The following is a 23,029-nucleotide window of genomic DNA, read 5'->3' as shown; positions in this document are numbered from 1 at the left end:
CGGTGTACCAGGTGCGGCTCCCCTCGGGTCAGGTTCGCCGGTATCTGACCCAGGCCGAGGCAGAGGCCGCCGCCAACAAGACCGGCGGCACCTGGAAGGAGCTGCGGCGGTAGTGTCGCCGGATTCCCGCTGACGCGGGTTACAGTGGACTCGATACATCCGCTGCTGGCTATGGACCGGGCGCCCCCCTCACGAGGAGGTGGCCCCGTGGCCTTCACGCTCCAGGATCTGATCAACGCGCACACCAACCCCGGAGCCGGGGAAGACGGTAAGGCGCAGCCCCTCAACCAGTTCATCGAGGCGAACGACCAGAACGGCGAGGTCAACCTCGACGCGCTGATTCAGGAGGCCGCCACCGAGTTCGAGGCCCTGTCCACGGGCGACACGCTCGCCAACATGGACGCGCTCCGCGCCCTCACCGCGGTCGTCAGTGGCCTCACCGAGGCACGCGATACCCGCAAGGCCGCGCAGGACGAGCAGATGGCCGAGGTCGCCGACCTCGCGAAGGTCATCCAGTCCGCAACGCAGACCGAGGACGCGGTGGCCGAGGACACCGTCGACGCCGTCACCGAGGACACGGCCGAGCCCGTGGCCGCGGTGACCGACGCTGGTCCGGCCGCCGAGACCGCCGACACCGCCGTGGATGCCGCGCCCGTCGCGGTCGCCGCCGCGCTCGACGTGACCGACGACGGCGACGAGGACGACGCCCCGGCCGACGGTGGCAAGAAGGCGCCGCCCTTCGGGAAGAAGCCCGTCGTCGCCGGTGGCCGCCCCGTCAACCTCGCCGAGCTCCGCCGCGACCGCAAGACGCAGCCGCGGGAGCAGAAGGCCCAGGCGGGGGCGACAATCGTCGCCGCAGCCGAGGTCCGAGGTTTCGCCGCGGGCGCGGAACTGACGCAGGACGAGCTCACCCGGGTCCTGCACTCGAAGGCCCAGAGCTACCGCGGCTTCGGTGCGGGTGTCGTGGCGAAGCACTCGGCCGCGTCGATCCGACCGAACTTCCCGGCGGAGCTCGTGACGAGCGTCGCCAGTGAGGATGAGGCCGTTCTCGACTACGCATGCGACGACCGCCGACTGAAGGGCGGAAGCCTCGTCGCTGCAGGTGGCTGGGCGTCGCCGTCGGAGCGCTCGTACGATCTGGTTCCCGGACTGCAGTCGGCGACCGCCGGACTGCTGACGGTGCCGGAGATTCAGTCGCGGCGCGGTGGTATCGAGTACACCCGCGGCATCGACTTCGAGACCGTGTACGGGCAGGACGGTATCGGCGAGTTCCAGACCGAGGCGCAGGCCGAGGCCGGAACCACCAAGCTGACGTACCGCATCCCGAAGCCGTCGTTCGTTGAGGTCCGCGCCGAGGCGTTCTACACGCAGGTCGCAGCGGGCATCCTCCAGGAGAAGACGTACCCGGAGGTGTCGAAGGACGTCGTGCCGAAGGTGCTCGCCGGGCACGCCCACAACCTGAACGCGCGGTCCATCGCGGACATGGTGGCGCTGTCGAAGGTGGTGCCGCTGCAGACGCACGGCCCGTCGGCGACGACCGCTCTGCTCAACGGCATCGCATTCCAGATCGAGGACTACCGGTACCGCTACCTCGCGGACCCGGGCCTGCGGCTGGAGGTCGTGCTGCCCCAGTGGGCGAAGGAGGTCATCCGCGCGGACCTGGCTCTGCGTGAGACGGCCGACGGTACGCCGCTCCAGGTGTCTGACGCGCAGATCAACGCGTTCTTCACCGCGCGGAACGCGAACGTCCAGTGGGTCATGGACTGGCAGGACATTCGCACGGGTGGCACCACGTTCGGTGGTCACACCAACGGTGTGCCGACCACCCAGGCGTACCCGACCACGGTGAAGGCTCTCGTGTACGCGGCGGGCACCTTCGTCCGCGGTCGCGGCGACGTCATCAGCCTGGATACGATCTACGACTCCCGCGGGCTGGAGAAGAACGACTTCCTGCGCCTGTTCCTGGAGGAGATGTATTTCATGGCGTGGCGCGCGCACCACTCGCGGGTCGTGACGCTCCCGACGTCGGTGAATGGCGCGACCGCACAGCGGATCGTGCTCGACGGCCAGGGCGCACCTGCCACTCCGTAGTCCCGTCCCGCCCCGGCGGTCCGTGTTCACCGTCCAGGTGCACGGCCCGTCGGGGCGGTCCCAGTTCTAGCCCCTTGGAGGCTCGTCATGCCGCTGTTGTTCGTGCAGCCGCCCACTATTCGGCCCGCGAAGTACGGGCTCATCACCGCGGCCGATGCCGTTACGCCCGAGGACTCCGCCCACTTCCAGGAGGGCGTGCAGTGGCAGGCCACGCCACGCGGCGATGAGGTCGTCGAGGAGTCGCTGGTCCTCGATGGGCCGTCGCCGGCCCGCGTGTACGGCGACTGGGCCGAGTACGCGACGGCAGGGCCGCTGGTGCTGGCCGCGCTCGTGAAGGTGAAGGCACCCACCCATTCCGATGAGGAGGTGCGTGCGTACGCGCGGCAGAAGCTGCTCGCTGGCGAGTCCGCAGCGCTGGAAAAGTGGGCGTGGGCCAACGGCTCTCCCGCGCTGACCGCGGGCGCCACGGACCTCGGTTCGGTCGGGTCGATCGCGGACGCAGTCGGCGCGCTGGAGGGCCACGCCTGGGCGAAGTACGCCGGGTCGGGGGTGATTCACGCGCCGCGCGCGCTCGGGGCGCTGGCGTCCGAGGCGCGGCTGGTCGAGAAGACGGGCGGGCAGTGCGTCACGCCGCTGGAGTCCCGCTGGTCGTTCGGCGCGTACCCGGAGGCGCGGAAGCTGTGCATTACCGGGCCGCTGGCGCTGCGCACCTCCGCGATCGAGGTGTTCCCGGTGGATCGGTCCGCAGGCGCGTTCGACCCCCTCACCAACGACCTGGCGTACATCGCTCAGAGGACGTACGTCCTCGCCCACGACTGCACTCCCGCCGTCGTGACAATCACCTAGTAGGAGGCCATCATGGCGACCATCCCCATCCCGACTGATCCGGCCGAGGCGCTGGAGACAGCGCAGCGACTGATCGCCGAGCACGGCGTCGACAACGTCGTCACGCGTTCGGAGCCCGGCGTGGGCCTCGTGTACGTGGTGCCCGGCGAGGCCGAGCAGGAGTCGCAGGCGGAGACCGAGCCGCACAGCGGCGAAGGCTCGGAGGTCTCGGCGCCCGAGGTGAAGCCGGAGCCGAAGAAGGCACCGGCGAAGAAGCCTGCCGCCGCGGGGGCGGCAGCCACCGACTGAATCCCCTCCCCCAGGGATCACCCTCAGTCGGTGGACTCACGGGCGGCCCCCGACCACACGCGGATGCGTGAGGTCGGGGGCCGTTCGGTCTATCCTCGAAAGCGAACACCTTGCCGCTGGCTATGGACCGGGCGCTCCTCGATGTCAGGAGGCCCAGCGCCATGACTACGCCCACTCCGGTCCCCTCGTACGCCTGGCCCACCGCGCGCGGCCTGTGCGCGCGCATCACCTCGCTCGACCCGTGCGGTACTCCGAACGCGCTGAAGTCGTCGCTGACGACCGGCGGATTCATCGACTTCAAGCCCTCGCCGCAGTACGAGGAGGCGGAGAAGATCCGCCAGAAGAACGCGGCCGGCAAGCTCGACGTCGTCGACGACCCGGACTCGACGCTCGCGAACGTGGAAATCAACTTCCAGTTCACGAAGGTTCACCCCGAGGCGTTCGCGCTCGCCGGTGCCGCGTCGCTGGTCCTCGACAACGAGGGCAAGGCGTCGGGCTTCGGCCTCGACACGTTTAAGGTGCCGGGCCTGTGGGCTCTGGAGGTCTGGACCGACGTGCCCGGCGCGGCCTGCGCCGCGAGCGGGAAGCCGTTCGGCTACTACCTCATCCCGATGCTCGGCTCCGCGGAGCTGCAGGACTGGACGATCGAGGAGAAGCTGGCGACGTTCACGCTGAAGGCGAAGTCGAAGCTCGGAAACGCCTGGGGCAAGGGTCCGTACAAGGTGGAGAAGAACGGCACCACGTCGCCGTTCACCGACGGGCCTCTGGTGACTCCTGTGCCGGATCACCGCCACCTGCACGCCATCCGCACGTACGTCGAGCCGCCTGGCATCACGAACGGCGCGGTCGACCTGGCGCTGGTGCCCGAGCACGCGGCGTAGTCGGCCGTGTCGTTGTTGCGGCGCCCCGCTCATCTTGCTGGTGAGCGTGGGCGCCGCGCTCGTATCTGGATCAAGGAGACCTGATGGTGGTTGAGTTCTGGCCGGTAGATGAGCCGACCGATGCAGTGTGGGCGGCGGCGACGCCGGATGCCCGGCAGAAGGCGAAGGCGCGCGCCATCTCCTTACTGTGGGAGCGGACGGCGCAGGTGTTCGGCCTCGTCGAGCAGGTGGTGCGGCCGTGCACCGACCCGCGGGCCGTGTCGTCGTACCGCGGTGGCAGCGGCATCCCGTCGGGGATGGCGTGGACGCCGGGCATGATGCTCGGGAACATCGGCGCGGCTGGGCCGTGCGGGTGCGGTTCCCCGAACTGCTACGTCGGTGCGCACGAGACGCCGCTGCCCGGCCCGGTGAACCGGGTGCTGGAGGTGAAGATCGCCGACCAGGTGCTGCCGCCGGCAGCGTACCGGGTGCGGAACTCCCGGTGGCTGCTGCGTATTGACGGGCAGGCGTGGCCGACGCAGAACCTGAACGCCCCCGAGGGCGCGGACGGGACTTGGGTGGTGCGGTACGTGCGTGGTCTTCCGGTGCCGGCCGCGGGGCAGGCGGCGGCGGGTGCGCTCGCGAGCTACCTGCTGAAGCGCGCGCACGACCGGGCCACGGCGGCGTGCGGCGGCCTCCCGGAGCGGGTCAAGCAGGTCACCCGCCAGGGCGTCTCCGCGGAGCTGGTGGACGAGCAGGGCCTGTTCGAGAACGGCGCCACGGGTATCGAGGTCGTCGACCAGTGGCTCGCGGTGGTCAACCCGGACGGGCGTCGTCAGGCGTCGCGGGTGATCAACCCGCAGCGGCGCGACGCGGTGCAGCTCCGATGACCGGGCCGGGCGGTATCGCGATCACCTCGGAGGCGGTGCTCAGCGTGGCGCAGGGGCTCCTCGATGAGGTGATGGTCGCGCTCAGCACCACGGTGGGCGGGGCGCCGGAACTGGGGTACCTGCACCCGGGCGACATGGTGCCGGACTACCTGTACGTGGCCGACTGTGAATCGGCGAGCGTGCGGGTCACGTCGATCGCGCCGGACCGCGGGAGCTCGCCGCAGCTCGTCTCGGGGTGGACGGTGGTCTGCGAGGTGAAGGTGACGCGCTGCTACGGGAAGGCCGCCGACCCCGCGTTGAACCCGGAGCCGGAGCTGTTGACGGAGCTGACGCGGCTGCAGCAGGAGGACGCCGATGCGGTGCGGCGCGCGCTGTGCGCGCTGCCCGCGCGCCCGCTGTGGCAGGCGGGTCCGTGGGTTCCGCGGGGTGCGCAGGGAGGCGTGTTCTCGGGCCTGACCACGGTCACGTTCACGGGAGTCGACGCGTCGTGTTGCCAATAGGGGTGGTCGCGGTTGTCGTATCGTGGACGTTATGAGCGATGAGCAGGCACCAGATGCCGAGGTAGAGGTCGAGTTCGCGTCGGCGGTGCTGGGCCGCGAGCGCGGCGCCCGTGAGGTGCTGGCCCGCTCTCCGTACCTCGACGCGGTGATCAGTGAGGGCCACGTCCGCGTGGTCCGCGAGGTGGGTGCTCCGCCGGCCGCGCTGGTCGGTGTCCCCGCGCCCCCGGTCGACGAGGACGCGCAGGCTCGGTTGGAGCGGAACCCCGACGCCATCGCAGCGATCCAGCGGGCCGAGCAGGACCTCCGCGACGACAAGGCGGTCGAAGTCGAGGTCTCCGCGCCCGCCGAGCCCGCGCCCCGGCGAGGTCGTGGTGGCTCGCGTTAGCGCTCGCGTCACCGTGAACCGGGCCGTGCTGCACCAGAACCTGGTGCGCGCGGGCACTCGCGCGGGGCACCGGTACGGGCGGCAGGTGCAGAACGCGGCGCGCCGCCTCTGCCCCGTCGACGAGGGCCGCCTGCGGTCGTCGATCGACTACACCGTCACCGCGACCGGCGGGAAGGTGCGGATGACGTGCGGCTCGCCGCTCGACTACGCACGGTACGTGCACGACGGCACCGGCATCTACGGGCCGCACGGCACCCCGATCGTGCCGGTCACGGCGAAGGCCCTGAAGTTCGAGGCCCGCGCCCTCCGTCCGGGGCGCCGCGGCCCCACGCGCACCCCGAAGGGCAAGGGCACGATCGTGTACGCGAAGTCCGTGAAGGGCATGGAGGGCCGCCCGTTCCTCACCGACGCGATGGAAGAGGTCTTCCCCGGCCGCGTTCGCCGCCGCTGACCCAACGCTAGACCTGCCGCTGGCTATGGACCGGGCACCGTGATGAAATCCCCCGCAAGGAGCCGAGAATGGCTGCATCCACCCCCGCCAACAAGCGCACGCAGTCCCGCCGCGCGCCCGCGAAGAAGGCCGCCGCTCCCGCGCTGGCCGCACCGTCGGACCTCCCCGACATCAGCGACATCCCCGAAGACCTCCGGTTTGAGTCGACCGCGTACACCAAGGAGGAGGTCGCCGCGCGCGAGACCGTCGACATCGCGTACACCGTCAAGAACACTGCCGGCGAACCGATCGAGGTGCTGCGGCTCACCGCGCGCCGCCCCAGCGACGGTTTCCTCCACCTCATCGGCCTGGACTTCATGACCGCGGCCGGCGACCCGATCCCGACCGCCCAGGCATGCCTCCAGTTCCTGTTCGGCGCGTTCGATCCCGTCGTGCGGAACGTGCTCCGGCGCCGCGTCTACAACCCGGACGACAGCCTCGAGATGACCGACCTGGTCGACATCGCCCTGACGCTGCTCCAGCGGTGGGGCGTGAAGGTAAACCTCGACGACGAGTAGTGCGCACCTCCGATCCGGGTTGGCTGGCGTTCAACGGCCACCCGATGCGCATGGCGCCGCCTCCGCCTCTCCGTCAGGCGTTGGCGGCGCTGCTCGTTGACGCTCCGCTGGAGGAGTGGCCGCTGCCGCTCGCGCTCGGTGCGCTCGCCGACCGGGAGGACCGGCATACGCTGCTCCTCGCGCTGATGAACGACGAGGCCCGTCTCGACGACTTCCACCAGATCGCGGACGGTGTGGCGCGGCTGTGGTTCGCGTGGCCGCGGTGGTCCGCGCGTGTGATCTGGCGTACCGCGCTGGAGGCGTGGCCGACGGTGGACGGCGAGATGCTGCTGCGTGGCATCGACATCGAGACGATGGACCCGGGGCGCGCGTCGAACGCGCTGTGGGCGCTGTTCCGGTCGTGGTGGGGTGGCACGGACCGGTGGGACGTTTTCGTGCGGCAGGTGCAGGCTGAGCCGCCGCGGCTCACCTCCGGTGGCGGGTCGCAGACGGCGGAGGCGGCGTACGACGCGTTCGAGGCGTTCGCTGCCGCGCTCGGCGGCGTCGAGGAGGCGCGTGGCGCACCGTCGGCTCCGATGCCGGAGCTTCCGGCCGCACCGGTCGAGGATGACGACGAGGGGCCGGTGCTCGTCGTGCGCCCGTAACGTGCGCGCGCCGCGATACCCTGGACCCTGACTAGATTGCTGCTGGCTATGGACCGAGCACTCACCTTGACGGTGGAGGCTCGGCGTGACAGCACCCGGCGGCAGCGACGGCCATGTTGAGGTCGACGCCGAAATCGACCTCGACCGCCTAGAGCGCGAGTTCGGTCCCCGCCTGGAAGCGATCGTCGGCCGCGCGGTGCAGGTCGTTGATCGGCAGTTCACGCAGCTCGAACGGAACGTTGAGCGGTCGTCGGACCGGATCGCGCGGAGCATCGGCGACGGGTACCGGGACGGCGCGAAGCAGGCCGTCGCCGCGATCAAGGTGCTGAACCAGCAGAAGCTCGAACCGAAGATCAACCTGGACGCGGCGAAGTTCCAGCGCGACCTCCGCGAGGCGCACCTCGCCGGACAGGCGTTTCTCCGCGCGAACCCGCTGACGGTTCGGGTCGACGTCGACCGGTCCGCGATCGACCGGCTCGGCGCGCTCAGCATCGAGGCGCATCTCGACGCGGCTCAGGTGCGCCGCTCCGCTCAGGTTGCGCACGCGGCGGCGCAGGCGTGGCTCTCCGCGAACCCGCTGAAGGTGGACCTCGACGTGGACTCGGACGGGTTCGAGGCCCGGATGGCGCGCCTCACCCGGAACCGGCGCGTCCGTGTCGACATCGACGAGCGCGGCGGCGGTGGCGGCGGGCGGCGCGGTGGCGGCGGTGGTAGCCGAGGCGGTCGTGGCCGTGACGAAGGCGGAGTCGATGTAGACCTCACCTGGCTAACTGGCCTCCCCGTCCTCACCACGGCCGCGTCGATGGCCTTCTCCGGCCTCGGCATGAAGATCATCGGGATTGCGGGCGCGGCCGGACTGGCGGGCGGCGCGATCGGTGTGCTCTCGGGGGGCCTGCTGGCGATGGGGCCGGCCGCGGGCGCTGCGCTGACCTCCGTGGTCGTCGGCATGAAGGGACTCGCCGACGGCGCAAAGGAATTCAACAAGCAGTTCAAGGATCAGGACGACGCGCTCGCCGAGGCCATCGGCAAGATGATGGGGCCGATGCTCACGGCGTGGCACGACGTGAGCTCGCAGATCAAGCTCGGGTTCGCGAAGGACCTGCAGCCCACATTCCAGCGCATGGGCGCCCTTATCACAGCGATCGGCCCTCAGCTGCAACAGGTTTCGGGCGCGTTCGCCGGTGTGATCAACAACCTCACGGCGAGCATGTCGGCGATGACGCCGCAGCTCCAGGCGATCACCGCGAGCGCAGCGGACCTCATCAAGGGGATCGCGCCGGGCATCGGGCAGATGCTGAAGGGCTTTGTCGACCTCGGATCGGCTGCGGCCCCGTTCATGCAGTCGATCGGTGCCGGCGTCGGCTCGATCTTCGGGCAGCTCGGCCAGGCGCTGACGTCGTTCTCGCAGTCGGGCGCGCAGTTCACCGCGCTCATGTCGTCGTTCGAGCCGATGATGGTTGGGCTCGGCGCGGTGATCGCGCAGCTCGTGACGTCGTTCCTGGAGATGGGTGCGGTCATCGGGCCGACGCTCGGCCCGCTGTTCCAGTCCCTCGCGCAGGGTCTCGCGAACCTCACCCCCGGGCTCGCCCAGTTGGGGGCCGCGTTCTCGACGGAGCTCGCCGTGGTCCTCCCCGTGGTCGGGCAGGCCATCGGCGTGCTCGCGTCAGCGCTGACGCCGCTCATGCCCGCACTCTCGTCGATCATCAACACGATCGCCACGGCCGTGACCGCATTCGGGCCGCTGCTTTCCGGTATCGCGCAGGCAATCTCGTCGGTGGTCGTGGGAATCATGACCGCGCTGCAGCCGCTCATGCCGACCATCTCGCAGATCGCCCAAGTGCTCGCGCCCGTATTTGCTCAGATCGGCGACACGCTGGGGGCGGCGTTCGCTGCTCTCGCACCGTCGGTCGCGGTCATCGGCCAGGCGTTCGCCGGGCTCGCGCCGATCATCGGCCAGGTGGCGACCGTGTTCGCCAACGTCCTCGGTCAGGTCATCACCGCGATCGGCCCCGTGATCTCGCAGGTCGTGTCGGCGCTCGCCCCCGCCGTCGCGTCCCTCGCGCCGATCTTCTCCACGCTGGCGCCGATCATCGCGCAAGTCGCGACCCTGCTGGCCGGCGTGCTCGGCCAGGCGATCACCGCACTCGCGCCGGTCGTGACAACGGTGCTCACCACCGTCGGTGCGATGCTGAAGGAGCTGGCCCCCACCATCTCCCAGATTCTCACGCTGCTCGGTGACGCGTTCGGTCAGATCATCTCCGCGCTCGGGCCGGTGCTGCTCGACACGATCAAGGCGCTCATGCCGGCGTTCACCGCGATCGCGCAGGCGATCAGCCAGGTGCTCCAGGCGATCACACCGCTCATCCCGGTAGGTGTCCAGCTGGTGCAGAGCGTGATTCAGGCGCTGGCGCCGATCCTCCCGCAGATCGCGACGGCGTTCGCGAGCCTCGTGACGGCGATCGCGCCGCTGATCCCGTCCCTCGTGCAGCTCGCGATGCAGGTACTGCCGGTGCTCGCGTCGTTCATCTCGGATGTCCTGGTGCCCGTTCTGGGTTGGCTGCTGCAGCGGTTCGGCGACCTCATCTCGTTCATCGTCGGCACCGTCCTCCCCGCGATCGTCGACTTCGTGCGGGGCGCCATCGACAAGTTCAACGACTTCATCGACGGCGTCAAGGAGGTCTGGCACTGGACCGAGGACCAGTTCAACAAGGTCGTCGACTTCGTCAAGGGGCTGCCCGACAAGATTCGCACCGCAGCGTCGGGCATGTGGGATGGCATCCGGGACTCGTTCAAGGGCGTCATCAACACGATCATCGACTGGTGGAACGGGCTGGAGTTCAAGATTCCCCCGGTCACGGTAGCGGGCGTGCAGGTCACGCCGGGCTTCACGCTCGGCGTGCCGGACATCCCGAAGCTGCGGGACGGAGGCCCGGTCCAGCGGGCTGCAGCGGGCCTCCTCGAAGGGCCGGGCACGACGACGTCGGACTCGATCCTCGCGGGCCTCTCCCGCAAGGAGTACGTCGTGAACGCAGCGAGCACCGCGGCGAATCTCCCCGTAGTCGAGGCCATCAACGCTGCGCGTGGCCCCGTGAATTGGTCGCGGCTCCTCGGTATCCCGGGGCTCGCGGGCGGTGGCATGGCGTACGGGCTCCCCGTGGGTACGTCGATCAGCGCCGGGGCGAAGGGCTTCCCCGACTGGGTGTACGAGCTGGGGAAGCGCTTCAACGTGACGCCCTCGACGTATGCCGGCCACCAGGAGAAGGACGGCCAGAACAAGGGCATCGACTGGTCCGGCTCCGTCCCCGACATGCAGGCGTTCGCTGAGTATCTGGCGACCGTCCCCGGCATGGAGCAGGTGATCTGGAGCAACCCGCAGACCGGCGAGAAGATCGGTATCGCGGACGGGAAACGCGTGGGTCCGGGCACGGACCAGCCGGGATACTACCGCGACGACTGGGCGGGCCACACCAACCACGTGCACACCCGGCAGAGCGTGGCGATCGGGACCGCAGGTGGCGGGTACGCGGGTGTGGCTGGGACTGCAGGCGCGGTCGTAGGCGGCCAGGGGGCCGACGGGAAGGCGCAGTCGAAGTACACCACCGCAGACGCGGCGCGCAAGGACGGCGTCGTCCCCGTGTGGGTGGAGAACATGCCCTCGGGTGGGCTGGGTGGCGGCTCGGGCAAGAGCTACACGGGTGGCTCGTCGGGCACAAGCTCGGGCAGCTACTCCGGCACCGGCACCAAGGCAGCATCGGCCGGCGCTACAGCTCCGGCAGGGCGCGCCGCGACGGCCGAGGAGCTGAAGCTGCTGGAGACCCGCGCGGCCGACGCGAAGCGTGTCGCTGACGCCGCGCAGAAGGAGGTCGCCGACGCGAAGGCGAAGGGCCGCACCCCAGCGAAGGATGTGACGGACCACGCCCGCATCTCGGCGGAGGTGGCGGCGGAGGCCGCGAAGGCTCTCGCCGACGTGAAGGCCCGCGGCGTCGGTGGGAAGCGCGCGGAGTTCGCGTACGAGGACGCCGACCGGGTCCGGGCAACGAAGCCGATCAGCACGAACGTGGCGACGCGCCGTGCGGGCACGAACGACGCACCGGAGAAGGGCCTCCGCGGCGGGACGCTCATCTACTTCACGAACGGGTTGGCGTTCTACTCCGACGGTACGGCGACCGACGGTATCCACTGGTGGGAAATCCCGTCGATCGTCAAGCCGACGGTGATCCCGACGCCGGCCGCTCCGGGGGCGACGGCGACCACTGGCGGCAAGAGCGTGGCGGGTGCCGCGTCCGCTGGTGGCGCTGCGACGATCCCGCTGGTTCAGAACGCGGATGGCACGTGGGGCAGCTCGAACCCGGAGTGGAACAAGCTGATCAAGCGGGAGTCCGGCGGTGACGCGAAGATCACGCAGAAGATCAGCGACGTCAACAGTGCCAAGGGCGATCCGGCGACCGGCCTGTTCCAGATCACCGGCCAGACGTGGAAGGCGAACGGCGGCTCGGCGTTCGCGCCCACGGCCGGTCAGGCGACGCCGCAGCAGCAGGCGCAGGTCGCGGCAGCGATCTTCAACAAGTCCGGTGTCCAGCCGTGGGGTGGCCGCGAGAACGAGGCCGCGCTGCGGGCGGGGCTCACCACGGGCGCGAACTCGACCACGACGCAGTCGGCGACGCTGCCCGGCAGCACCGCGCCGTCCCCGTCGTCGTACACGGGCGTCACCCCGGCGAATCCCGCCGCGTCCCCCGTCACGTCGGGCACGCCCGGCTCCGCGCCGTCGCTGTCGACCGAGCAGGGCCAGCAGCAGACGAACCCGCTCATGCAGGCCGCCGGGTTCGGGCAGCCGACGAACAAGTCGTGGTTCGAGGCCGTCGGCTCGGACCTGCCCTCGCAGGGCCTCGGCTGGGCGGGCGACGCGCTGAAGGAGGTCGGCGGCGAGTTCTTCGACCTGTTCGGTCTCGGTGGCCTGCTCGGGAAGGGCGTCGACTTCGGTGTGAACGCGGGCAAGGCGGGCCTGGAGTCGGCGAAGAAGGCCGCGAGCACGGGAGTGCAGGCCGCGGGCGCGGCGGGCGCCGCCTCGGGGAACCCCGCGGCCGTGGCCGGTGCCGGCGTGGCGCAGGCGGGCTGGTCGATGTTCTCCGGCCCGATCACGTTCCAGAACACGAAGCCGAACGACGTGTCTCGCACGATGGGCCGCGTCATGGGGATGTCGCCGAGCACCGTTACGAATCGGGAGGTCTGACCTGTGGCAACGCGTTGCCTGGTGAACAAGAACCGGCAGTATCAGTTGGTCAAGAAGTCGCCCGTGACCGGCGAGGAGACGGCCGTTGTCGACGTGCTCGGCGCGCCCGAGGTGGACCTGGTGGGCGTGCCGCCGGCCATGCAGGTGCCGGTGCTCGCGAACGAGGCGAAGCGCGGCATCTCGCTGCTGGAGGGCCTGGATGGGCTCTACCACCTGCCGCGTGAGGCGTCGATCGACAAGGGCGCGTACTCGGAGGGCGCGCGGGTCTCGAAGTTCCCGCGCACCGACCCGCGCGAGGGGCAGCTCACGTTCGCCACGAAGGGCCGCGACATCCCGGAATGGCAGCAGTACGAAGACATCCTGTGGTGGCTGCTGAACCTCGACGGCCCGTGTTGGCTGCGGGTGTTCGACCACGACGGCACCTTCCGTGAGCTGCAGGTGCAGCTCCGACAGTCCCCGACCGACAAGTACAAGAACGACATCGGTATGCGCGGCCTCGCGATCCACCTCGTGGACTACGTTGCGGCCGACCCGTTCTGGTACTCGGACACCCTGACGGCGACGATCAGCCGCAAGGACATGGTGCTCAACACAGCGACCGGATGGTACGAGGGTCACCTCGCGGTGGAGAACCCGACGGACTGGCGGTGCTTCCTGGAGTACGCGCAGCGCCCGATGACCGCCGGGGCGCCGGAGCAGTGGGCGATCACCGACGCGGTGCGCGCCCCGGAGGACCCTGACGACCTCTCGAATCTGGTGTTCGGGCGCGAGATTCCGATTCCCGAGCTGTCGAAGGGCAGCGAGTTCCTGATCCGCACGCATCCGTCGCCGGAGGGCCTGTGGATCGAGACGCTGGACGATCGGCAGCTCCCCTCTGAGATGCCCGGTATCCAGCCTGAGAACGCGCTCCCCCGGCACCTGACGGAGCCGCTGATGCTGCCGATTCGGATGCGGGGCGGGACGCCGGATTCCTCGGTGACGTGCTTCATGCCGCAGCGGTGGCAGCGGTACGTGGGTGGCCGGAAGGTGGTGTTCTGATGCCTCCGTTGCTGATGGACGCGCCGCCGCTCGACGCGAGCGACGTGCGGAACCGTATCCAGCGCATGTGCATTGCGCGGGCCGCGGAGGCTCGGGCACCCCGGAAGGTGATCCTGTGGGACAAGAACTGGGAGCGGTTCTGGATCGTATTCGGGGAGTCGAAGGGCTCGTTCAAGCACAAGCTGAATGACTCCGCCGAAGGGCACATCGAGTTCATCGCGACGCCATTCCTGGAGGATTGGCTGTTCAATAATCCCGGCGAGTCGGAGGACTTGCACATCACGGTGCAGACCGGCAGCCTGCGGTGGTCGGGGAAGTGCACGGCGATCGACTGGGACGACCGAGACAACGGATTCCGTTACCTCACCGCGTCGTTCATCTCGGAGTACGAGCACGTCAAGAAGACGCGAATCTACAAGAATCCGTTCCTGCCCGCCGAGGTGCAGTGGCCAAAGATATTCGGAATCGCGGGACCGGCCCGAACTTGCATTCTGACCACGCTATTCCTGAATATCATGCGGCGGTTCGCGCTGCCCTGGACCATCTCGGACAACTTATTCGATCCGGCCGCATGGGTGCAGAACATCAACCCCGCACACTGGCCGATGATCGTCAAGCCGATCGGGCCATTCACGGACACGTCGATGTGGTGCGTGATGGCGTCGGCGTTCGGGTCTGCGCACGACATGTTCGCCGCGACGCTGCGCGACGCCGGCCTGAGGATGACGGTGGAGCGGTGGCTGCCGGGCGACCCGCAGCCCGCCCCCGAGTGGTACACGCTAGAGAAGCCGACTCTGGTGATCGGCGTCGACGACGTGAGCGGGTACCGCGGCCTGACGGGCACCGTGCTCGACGGCCTGGCGTACCTGGTCTTGCAGGTCGCGGACGACTTCATCAACGAAGTGGTCACCGAGGTCGACGGCGTCTCCCGGCCGGCCGAGTACATGCAGCCCGGATACAAGGGCACGCTGAAGAACTTCCCGTGGGTCACGTTCCGGTCGCTCGACCGCACCTTCGGTATCTCGTCGGTGCAGCAGCGCACCACCACGATCCACAAGGCGACGGCGTCGAGCATCATCACCGGCGGGAAGAGTCCGCAGTGGGTGAACAGCGGAATCAAGTTGCTACTCAACGCATCCCTGGGATACCTGGGTCAGTTGATCGGCAACCCGAACATCTTCGTCGACCTCGTGTACCCGCAGCTCGAAGACGTCTTCTTGGCCTACGATCGGATGCCGAACCCGTTCCGGGTGGAGCGGATGGGGAAGCACGGGCCGCCGCTCGGTGAGGACTGGTCGGCGTCGGGCGGCACGGGCTTCTCACTGTCGGCGCTGCAGGCGATCCGCACCGGGTTCTGGAAGTCCCGCGCGTACACGACCACGAAGGTGACGGCGCGGAACGCGGACCCGTACATCATCGGGGCGCACTGCACCGTCGGTGACCGTGTCGCCGTCGAGGTCGGGAACACGGGCTGGTTCTACTGTGACCAGATTTACGAGGTGCTGGACGAGTGGGACCGCAACACCGACCCGCTCATGCCGCTGACGATCGGCGACGGGCAGTTGGAGGACGAGCCGGGCGCGATCCTATCGCGGCAGATCGCGAACGTGAAGGCGATTGTGCAGGCGACGGTTGGTGCGGGTTCGTGATTGCGCGTGTCATTCTTTAACGGAGACCACCCCCATTGTGAGGAGCTGAGCTGGATGGGCCGACGGAAGCCGACGAAGCCGTACCGGAAGGGTGCGGTGACCAACGCGAACGGGGTGACGCTCGCCCTGGACCACCAGCATCCGTTCGCATACATGCTGCGCGCGGTGATCCCCGGCGTGCGGCCGGACGGGTCGCCGCTCGACCCGGTGACCATCCCGGTGGAGATGGCCCAGGCGATCTGCATCCAGCTGTTCGAGAACTTCAAGTGCGGCGGGCCGGGCTCGGCGGGCTCGCCGCTGATCCGCATGGGCGTCCCGGAGAACGGCATCGACGTGTGGGACAACGCGCCGCAGATCCTGTCGGTGAAGGTCCCGACGTCGCAGGTGCCGAACATCGACATCGCCGCCGGCGACGACGAGCTGCTGGACGTCGACCTCGATCAGGTGCCGGACGTGTCCGAGATGGACGAGGACTTGCTGGCGGCGACGGAGCGCGCGATCACTCGGCGGCGGAACGAGATTCTGCTGGCGGAGAACCTGGACGGCGCGGGCGCACCGGAGGGCGACGAGGCGCTGCCGGAGCACATCCGAGTTCGTGACGCGCAGCTCCGCGGCGTCGAGCGCGAGGAGAAGCGGCGCCTGCAGCGGCAGCGGTTCGAGAACGCGCACGCGCAGGCGATGCAATCCCTCGGCCGCCTCACCGGCGACTCGCAGACCGCCCCGGAGGCCACGGAGCCGTGACCTCACCTGACTTCCAGACTCCCGCGGGGGCGCTCTCCCCCGCGGCAATGAACTGGCTGCAGGACATGCTCGCCAAGCCGATCGGCAAGGAGGGCAAGCAGATTCTGCAGGCCCTCGCGTCCATCGGCGACTCGATGCTGTCGCGGTTCTTCAAGGGCTACACCGACATTGCCGACGTATTCGCGCACGCCTTCGACGAGCTCGGCGCGGAGCTTGGCGGCATCCCCGGCATGTCCGGTGTTCAGGCGTGGGTCGACGACATCGAGGGACTGCTGACCAACGCGCTCGACCTGATCGACAACGTGTTCACCGGCGTCACGGACATCGTCGACGGCCTCGCGTTCGCGGTCACCGGCCGCGGCGTGGAGGGGAACATCGCCGAGGGCATGCACATGGTGGTGCAGGGCCTGACGGTGTTCCTAGAGCTCGTGAACGCGGCGATGGACATGCTAAAGGAGCTCATCGACGGAGTGCTCGGCGTGGCCGGCGGCACGATGCACCAGCTCGTGCAGGTGCTGTCGTGGATGATCGGCGTGGCGAACCAGTTCCTGCTGTTCTTCAATTCGATCTACGACGTCTTCGCTGCGCTGCTCGGATTCGCGCCGGGCGGCGACCGTCCGCTGTCCGCGCTGACGAACGCGTTGCCGAACCTGCTGACGGCGTTCTCGCCATTGAACGCGGCGAAGCTCGTGGGCCAGCTTCCCCAGACCATCATCGACGGGCTGAAGGGGTTCCTCGACGCGGTGCTCGACCTCGGCAACTTGAAGCTGACTCCGAACATGATCTTCGGCGGCGACTCGGACAACCTCATCGTGGCCGCCGGATTCGACACGCCGTCGAGCATGATCGAGACGGATCAGTGGAAGCACGACGCGACGATCGGCCACACTACGACTCCGATCGGGTCGGCCCGGGCGACCGCGAACGGCACTCGGCTGGTCCAACTCTCGAAGCCGGTTCGGGTCCAGAAGGATCAGAAGATCAACGCCGTCGCGTGGTTGAAGTGGGCGTCGATCGCTCTCGCCTCCGCTGGTGTCGCGTTCACGCTGGAGGCGCAGTTCTACTCGGGTACGACCGCCGGCCCGTCGCAGGTGATCGCGACAGTGGCGAACCCCGCCGCGTCGTCGCCGGCTACGAACAACGGGTTCCAGCAACTCGCCGGACAGGTCACCGTCCCGGCTGGTGTGGACTCAATGCGGCTGAGGATCGCGGTCGAGAGCCGCGTCACCTCGGGCACTGGATGGTGGGATGACGTGGAGGGGCGCCGCACAGGCACCATGCCGCAGGAGTACATCACGGGCCTGGTGTCGGACCTTGCAAACATGCTCGGCAACTTCCTCGGAATCGGGAATGCACTGAACGGGTTCCTTCGCGGGATCGGTGCTCCGACGGCGGGTGGGGCGGCAGACCCGATCCTCCCGTGGGTGAATCAGGCGTTGGGCACGTTCACGAATCAGACGAACACGACGGCGCGGACCGCGGATACAGCGAACGGCGTCGGATCGAACGCGCTCACGAACACGGTCGCGATCCAGGCGCGGCTACAGGACGTACAGACTGTGCAGGACGCGGGGTGGACCGCGCGCCCACTGTGGGCGACGATGGACTACACCGCTGATGCAACATTCCCGCTATACCTGATGCAACGGCAGACCAGTCACACGCACACCGTGACTGGAACTCTCAGTGGCACAACGAATAGTCAGGGTGGGTTCCAGAACTTCAGCGGCAACACGGGGAACACGACTGTCGCGGGCGAGTCGCATAACCACTCGTTCAGCGGAGGTATCAACGACCAGCACTCCCACACTGTGAGCGGCACGCTTTCCGGTGGGACCGCTGCATCGTCGGCTTCCGAGTTCGGCGCGTACACCTTCACCAGCACGCAGGCGTACGTCGGGTTCATCCGCTGCGGCAGCGTGCAGGAGAAGCGCCTATTCAGCTTCCGTGCCTACTACACTGCCGCGCCTGCGGACTTCCGCATCGACGTTTACCGGTTGGACAAGGCCTCCGGCACAATGACACTGCTGCACACCTCGTCGAATCTGGCCGGCGCGCTCACCACGAGCGCGCAGTGGGTGCAGTACACCATCCCGACAGAGACCGCGGGGATCAACGTGCAGCCAGGCGACATCCTCGGCATCCAATTCCGCATCACCAGCGGCACCGTCGCGCTCCAGGGCCTCGACAGTCTCCTCACGAACAACCCGCCCGGGTTCCTCCCCCGCCGGGTCGGGATGCTCCGCACCGGCACGATCAGCGCGCCCGCAACGATGGCCGAGAGCGTGTGGAGCGCGGGCGCTGGGTTCGTCCCGTACGTCGAGGCCGGCATCGACACCGGGCAGGCGTCGGCGCCGCTCTCGATCACGGACAACTTCGACGGGTCACTGTCGACCCAGTGGTTGATGTCCGGCGCCAACGAGATCGGGATCGCGTCGAACAACATCGGGATCATGCAGTCGGGGACGAACCTCGCCGACGGCTGGTCGTGGGGCAAGTTCAACACGCAGTTGCGCACCGACCAGGCGGAGGTCGGGATCACCGCGACGTCGACCAGCGCGGAGGAGCAGGTCGTGTGGTTCAAGGGCAACGGCCCGAGCCAGCACGTCGGGCTCGCGATCTCGTCGAGCTACGCGACCCTTTACACGATGAGCGGCGGGTCGCGAACGAACCGCACGCAGATCGCGATCGGCACGACGGACGCCGACTACAAGGTCCGGTATACCGCGAGCACGAAGGTGTTCGCGGTGTACCGGAACGGCGCGCAGATCGGCTCGTGGACCGACTCGGGGAACGTCGCCCCGACGGGGCTCGGGAACCGGTTCGGCGGCGTTGGCCTGCACGCGACCCGCGGCGCCTGGTTCGGCATCGGCTCGACGAAGGCCAACCCGATCGACAACTGGCTGCTGGCGGACGTGTGATGGACGAACCGGAGATTGGCGTGCCCGGCCAGCCGGAGCATTACTACCTCGCCGGCACGGTCGAGGCGCTGCCCGCGACCGCGTCGAGCATGTACGCGGTGTACGAGGTCGGCGACCGGATGTGTGTGTACCGCGACGGCCAGTGGTGGTGCAGCCCTACCGATGTCGTGCGGGAGGTGCTGCCGCTATGACATGGTCCCCGGTTCCGCTCCCCTCGCCTCCTGATGGGCGCCTCGGCTGGTCGCCCGACGGTGTCACCGACCCCGTGGTCCCGGATGATCAGCGCGGGTGGACGCCGGAGCTGTGGGCGCAGGCCGCCGAGATGACAGGCCACGGCGAGCTCGCCGCCAGGGCTTACCTGAACGCGTACATCACGGCGCAGCTCGCGGGCGCGGGAACGCTGGCCGCGCAGGCGTACGCGAACGCCTACGTCACCGCCCAGCTCTCGGGCGCAGGAGTCTTGGAGGCGAAGGCATACGCGAAGTTGTACGTCGCGGCGGCCGGGATGGTGGGCGCCGGTGTGCTGACGGCATCCGTCGGGGTGCCAGCCCGCGGCCCGCAATCGCAGAGCGGCGCGGGCACGTACGCGGCGCCGTGGTGGGCGCGGTACTGCGACGTGATCCTGCTCGGCGGCGGAGCATCCGGCCAGACCGGCTCCGGGGCCGTGGGGACCACCGGCAAGGGCGGAAACCCCGGCCTGTGGGCCGTCACGACGATCGACCTCGGCCAGTATCACGGCCCCTGGTCGATCACCCTGGCGGTCGGCACTGGTGGCCCTCAGGCGGCGAACTCGGACCTCGCTGCCCCGAACCCTGGTTCCGCGTCGACGGCGGCATGGACGGGCGGCGGGTCACTGAACGCAGCGGGCGGGTCGGGCACCGTCGCGTCGGGCCAGAACGGCGGCGCTCCCGGCGACCAGACGTACCAGGGCGTCACGTACCCGGGCGGCCCCAGCGGCACAGGCAACGCTGGCGCGGGCGGCACTCCAGGCGGCGGCGGTGCGGGCGGTAACGGCGGCATCTTCGGATCGCGTACCCGCGGCGGCCCAGGCGGCCCCGGCTTTGCGGCAGCAGTATTTCGGCAAGGGTAAGGACAGAACAACATGGTCAACGTCATCGCAACGAAGCAGGCTCAGGCCGACAGCTTCAAGGCGCGCGGAAGCTACCTCGGGGTCGCGACGGGCAACCCCGGCACCACGACGACGCCCGCGAACGAGCTGTCAGGCGCCGGCCCGGAGGGCACGTACTCGCGCTCGCAGGCGACGACGGCGAGCGGCACGGACGGCACCGTCACCTACGGCAACGTGCAGGTGCACGCGCCCGCGACGGGCACCGCGTACAACGCGACGCACGTGATCCTCTGTTCGGGCGCGTCGGGAAACAACATGATCGACTGGGCGCCACTCTCCCCGGCCCAGCCGGTGGGGCCGCTGGGCGGCGTGCTGACCATCACCGGGGTCAAGTTCACGCAGACCTGATCGGGCACGCGATACGCTGGGTTTGATCTGCTGCTGGCTATGGACCGGGCGCCACCGTCGAATCCGATGGGGTGACCCCGATGGCTGCAACGCACGCCGCGATCTACATGGTCGGTACCAACGAGCCGTTCCCGGCTGATGCGCGTCGGCCGCTCGGGATGATGAGTGGCGTTGCCGATGAGCTCGACCGGCTCGCGCCGGGCCGGTTCGAGCACTGGACGCCCCGCTACCTCGCCCAGTACGCGAACCCGAACTCGTACGGGGAGTCGCGGGTCGACGGCGTGATCCGCGCGCAGGCGACGATCGCGATGGTGCGGAGCCGCGGGCTGATCCCGTTTGTCGTGGGCTTCTCGCAGGGAGCTGCGGTGGCGAACCTCGCTACGGACGAGTCGCCGTACGTGCCGTGCGGGTATCTGCTCGCGGACCCGCTGCGCCCGGCCGGCGCGAACCGTACCGGCCAGGTGGGCGATCGCGGGTGGCAGGCGCAGCCCGATCAGCACGAGTTCCGCGGGTTCGGCGTCGGCGGTGAGCACCGCGTCGGCCAGGCGCGCTGGTACAGCATCCCGGGCGACGTGATCACGGACTGCACGCCCGGCTCGCTGGTACGGGACTTCGCGGACATCTCGGAGTGGTTCTCAATCGCTGGCCCCGAGGGCGTGCGGACCTGGGCCGCCGAGACGCTGGACAAGGTCAAGAGCGGGGCGTGGCAGAACCTCCCGTTCTGGACTCGCCTGTTCGGGCGCCGCGACCTCGTCGCGACGCTGCCGCAGCTTCCGCAGATCGCGGCCACCAGCATCGCGGAGGCCACCGGCTACCCGTCGATTCACACCGCGTACGGGGCGCGGAACTTCCCCGGCACGACCTACACCTACGTCCAGCAGATGGCGCGGGACATGTTCCACGACAGCGCATATGGGAGTGGTGTCCTGTGACGACTCGGTTCTGGCCGCTGGAGCGCGGCTGCACGGTGACGAGCCCGTTCGGGCCGCGAGATGGTGGGTTCCATGCCGGGATCGACTTCGGCTGGAACGGGGGCTCGGCGAACCGGCCGGTATACGCAGTGCAGTCCGGGACCGTGCTCTACTGCGGCGCGGCCAGCGGGTACGGCGGCGGCGAGCCCGGCGCCGGCTGGATCGTGATCGACTCCGACGACTCGCAGGGCAGCGGCGTGTTCGAGATGGGCCACGTCATCGCCGAGCCGTGGATCCGGCCCGGCGTGGCCGTCACCGCGGGCCAGAAGATCGCGCGCGTGAACCCCAACTCGGCGACGAACGGCGGTGTCGCGCCGCACCTGCACGTGAGCTACATGCCCCGCGAGTACAACCCGGGCGCCAAGCAGGACTGGCGCGGACTCCTTGACGGCGCCATCTACCCCGGCGGCACGCCCGCCCCGAACCCAGGAGGTGGCACCGTGACGGGCCCCGTATTCGGCATCGACGTCTCCAACCACCAGCGCGAGTTCAACTTCGCGGGCGCCGCCGCGGAGGGCTACCGGTTCGCGACGCACAAGGTCACTGAGGGTGACGGGTACCGCGATCCGTTCTGGCCGCGCGCGCGGGCGGAGATGGCGAAGCACTTCCCGGGCCGGTTCGGCGGGTACGTGTTCTGCCGCACCAACGTCGACCCTCAGCGCGAGGCCGACTTCATGATGGCGGCGCTCGGCGACCCGAGCATCCCCATCCAGATCGACTACGAGGACACCACGAACGGCGGCTCCGGCGCTGACCTCGCGGCCCGCGTGCAGGCGTACCGGGATCGCGGCGCGCGGCTCCTGCCGGTGTACCTGCCGCGGTGGTTCTGGGCGGGGCAGATGCGGAGCCCCGACCTGTCGTTCATCCGCGACGTCGGGCTGTGGAACAGCAACTACGTGAACGGCACCGGATACGGCTCGGCGCTGTACGACCCGAACTCGGCGGGCTGGCAGGGCTTCGGCGGCGTCGACGTCCGCATCCTGCAGTTCACCGAGCAGGCGCAGGTCACCGACCAGCGCATCGACGCCAACGCGGTCAAGGACACGGCCGCGCTGGACCGCATCTTCGGCACCAACCAGGAGGACGACATGGCATTCACCGACGAGGACCGCGCGATGCTGCGCTACGTCTACGAGCAGCTGGGGCCGAAGCTCCCGAGCTGGGACAACCGCGCTTCGATGGGAAAGACCCCCGACGGCAAGGAGCTGACCGTGCGCGACGGCCTCGCCGAGATGAAGCGCACCATCGAGGGAGGTGGCTCGAAGTGATCGCCCCCGACGACATCGCGAACCGGTTCGACTTCCACCCGGCGACGACGCAGGAGAAGCGCGACGCGCACACCAGCATCCGCCAGATCGTGCGCCGCGCCGCGGACGCGATCAACGAGCAGGTGCCCGACGGCCGCGAGAAGGCCACCGCGATCACCAAGCTGGAGGAGGCCATGATGTGGGCCAACGCCGGCCTGGCCCGCGCGAACGAGGAGGGCTGAC

General features: G+C 69.2%; 21 protein-coding genes. All 21 read left to right on the top strand.

Translation table 11 applies throughout. The features are described from left to right. Positions 1 to 207 precede the first annotated feature (207 nt). Positions 208 to 2,091: a major capsid protein gene (locus tag FK268_RS12615; protein ID WP_158636100.1), complete on the top strand. Its 1,884-nt coding sequence runs from the start codon at positions 208 to 210 to the stop codon at positions 2,089 to 2,091. 87 nt (positions 2,092 to 2,178) lie between these two features. Continuing rightward, complete coding sequence (locus FK268_RS12610) at positions 2,179 to 2,937, top strand: hypothetical protein (RefSeq protein WP_146434450.1); 759 nt, start codon at positions 2,179 to 2,181, stop codon at positions 2,935 to 2,937. Between the two features lie 12 nt (positions 2,938 to 2,949). Continuing rightward, on the top strand, positions 2,950 to 3,225 hold the full coding sequence (locus FK268_RS12605) for a hypothetical protein (RefSeq protein WP_146434448.1): 276 nt from the start codon (positions 2,950 to 2,952) through the stop codon (positions 3,223 to 3,225). Between the two features lie 161 nt (positions 3,226 to 3,386). Then, positions 3,387 to 4,106: a hypothetical protein gene (locus tag FK268_RS12600; protein ID WP_146434446.1), complete on the top strand. Its 720-nt coding sequence runs from the start codon at positions 3,387 to 3,389 to the stop codon at positions 4,104 to 4,106. Between the two features lie 83 nt (positions 4,107 to 4,189). Next, positions 4,190 to 4,975, top strand: coding sequence for a hypothetical protein (locus FK268_RS12595; RefSeq protein WP_146434444.1), 786 nt, complete (start codon positions 4,190 to 4,192; stop codon positions 4,973 to 4,975). Then, entirely contained in the window at positions 4,972 to 5,475 is a 504-nt protein-coding gene (locus FK268_RS12590; protein ID WP_146434442.1) for a hypothetical protein, read from the top strand. The genes FK268_RS12595 and FK268_RS12590 overlap by 4 nt, the downstream gene beginning before the upstream one ends. Positions 5,476 to 5,506: 31 nt before the next feature. Continuing rightward, a complete protein-coding gene (locus FK268_RS24215; protein ID WP_158636099.1) occupies positions 5,507 to 5,860 on the top strand; it encodes a hypothetical protein in 354 nt (117 codons plus the stop codon). After that, positions 5,847 to 6,311, top strand: a complete 465-nt coding sequence (locus tag FK268_RS12585) for an HK97 gp10 family phage protein (protein ID WP_158636098.1) — start codon at positions 5,847 to 5,849, stop codon at positions 6,309 to 6,311. Before FK268_RS24215 ends, FK268_RS12585 begins: the two co-directional genes overlap by 14 nt. A gap of 68 nt (positions 6,312 to 6,379) precedes the next feature. Then, a complete protein-coding gene (locus tag FK268_RS12580) occupies positions 6,380 to 6,868 on the top strand; it encodes a hypothetical protein (protein WP_146434438.1) in 489 nt (162 codons plus the stop codon). Continuing rightward, complete coding sequence (locus FK268_RS12575) at positions 6,868 to 7,512, top strand: hypothetical protein (protein WP_146434436.1); 645 nt, start codon at positions 6,868 to 6,870, stop codon at positions 7,510 to 7,512. The genes FK268_RS12580 and FK268_RS12575 overlap by 1 nt, the downstream gene beginning before the upstream one ends. A gap of 85 nt (positions 7,513 to 7,597) precedes the next feature. After that, positions 7,598 to 12,742: a transglycosylase family protein gene (locus tag FK268_RS25210; protein ID WP_205124479.1), complete on the top strand. Its 5,145-nt coding sequence runs from the start codon at positions 7,598 to 7,600 to the stop codon at positions 12,740 to 12,742. 3 nt (positions 12,743 to 12,745) lie between these two features. After that, complete coding sequence (locus FK268_RS12565; RefSeq protein WP_146434434.1) at positions 12,746 to 13,780, top strand: hypothetical protein; 1,035 nt, start codon at positions 12,746 to 12,748, stop codon at positions 13,778 to 13,780. Next, positions 13,780 to 15,429: a Gp37-like protein gene (locus FK268_RS12560; protein ID WP_146434432.1), complete on the top strand. Its 1,650-nt coding sequence runs from the start codon at positions 13,780 to 13,782 to the stop codon at positions 15,427 to 15,429. Before FK268_RS12565 ends, FK268_RS12560 begins: the two co-directional genes overlap by 1 nt. A 54-nt stretch (positions 15,430 to 15,483) precedes the next feature. Further along, entirely contained in the window at positions 15,484 to 16,170 is a 687-nt protein-coding gene (locus tag FK268_RS12555; protein WP_146434429.1) for a hypothetical protein, read from the top strand. Continuing rightward, the gene (locus FK268_RS12550) at positions 16,167 to 19,091 is read left to right on the top strand and encodes a DUF7257 domain-containing protein (protein ID WP_146434427.1); all 2,925 of its coding nucleotides are present in this window, start codon (positions 16,167 to 16,169) and stop codon (positions 19,089 to 19,091) included. Before FK268_RS12555 ends, FK268_RS12550 begins: the two co-directional genes overlap by 4 nt. Before the next feature lie 20 nt (positions 19,092 to 19,111). Beyond that, positions 19,112 to 19,282 carry a hypothetical protein gene (locus FK268_RS24210; RefSeq protein ID WP_158636097.1) on the top strand — a complete coding sequence of 57 codons (171 nt, stop codon included), beginning with the start codon at positions 19,112 to 19,114 and terminating at the stop codon, positions 19,280 to 19,282. Then, on the top strand, positions 19,279 to 20,181 hold the full coding sequence (locus tag FK268_RS12545; protein WP_146434426.1) for a glycine-rich domain-containing protein: 903 nt from the start codon (positions 19,279 to 19,281) through the stop codon (positions 20,179 to 20,181). Before FK268_RS24210 ends, FK268_RS12545 begins: the two co-directional genes overlap by 4 nt. Positions 20,182 to 20,193: 12 nt before the next feature. After that, positions 20,194 to 20,568, top strand: a complete 375-nt coding sequence (locus FK268_RS12540) for a phage tail fiber protein (protein ID WP_146434423.1) — start codon at positions 20,194 to 20,196, stop codon at positions 20,566 to 20,568. 80 nt (positions 20,569 to 20,648) lie between these two features. After that, entirely contained in the window at positions 20,649 to 21,500 is an 852-nt protein-coding gene (locus FK268_RS12535; protein ID WP_146434421.1) for a hypothetical protein, read from the top strand. Then, positions 21,497 to 22,807 carry a GH25 family lysozyme gene (locus FK268_RS12530; protein WP_205124478.1) on the top strand — a complete coding sequence of 437 codons (1,311 nt, stop codon included), beginning with the start codon at positions 21,497 to 21,499 and terminating at the stop codon, positions 22,805 to 22,807. Before FK268_RS12535 ends, FK268_RS12530 begins: the two co-directional genes overlap by 4 nt. After that, a complete protein-coding gene (locus FK268_RS12525; RefSeq protein ID WP_146434420.1) occupies positions 22,804 to 23,028 on the top strand; it encodes an Acb2/Tad1 domain-containing protein in 225 nt (74 codons plus the stop codon). The genes FK268_RS12530 and FK268_RS12525 overlap by 4 nt, the downstream gene beginning before the upstream one ends. Position 23,029 lies beyond the last annotated feature (1 nt).

Origin of the sequence: Tsukamurella sputi (assembly GCF_007858445.1) — a bacterium.
In the GTDB taxonomy this organism is placed as follows: domain Bacteria; phylum Actinomycetota; class Actinomycetes; order Mycobacteriales; family Mycobacteriaceae; genus Tsukamurella; species Tsukamurella sputi.
The sequence above is the reverse complement of the archived record's forward strand: the minus strand, read 5'-3'. Positions and strand labels throughout refer to the sequence as shown.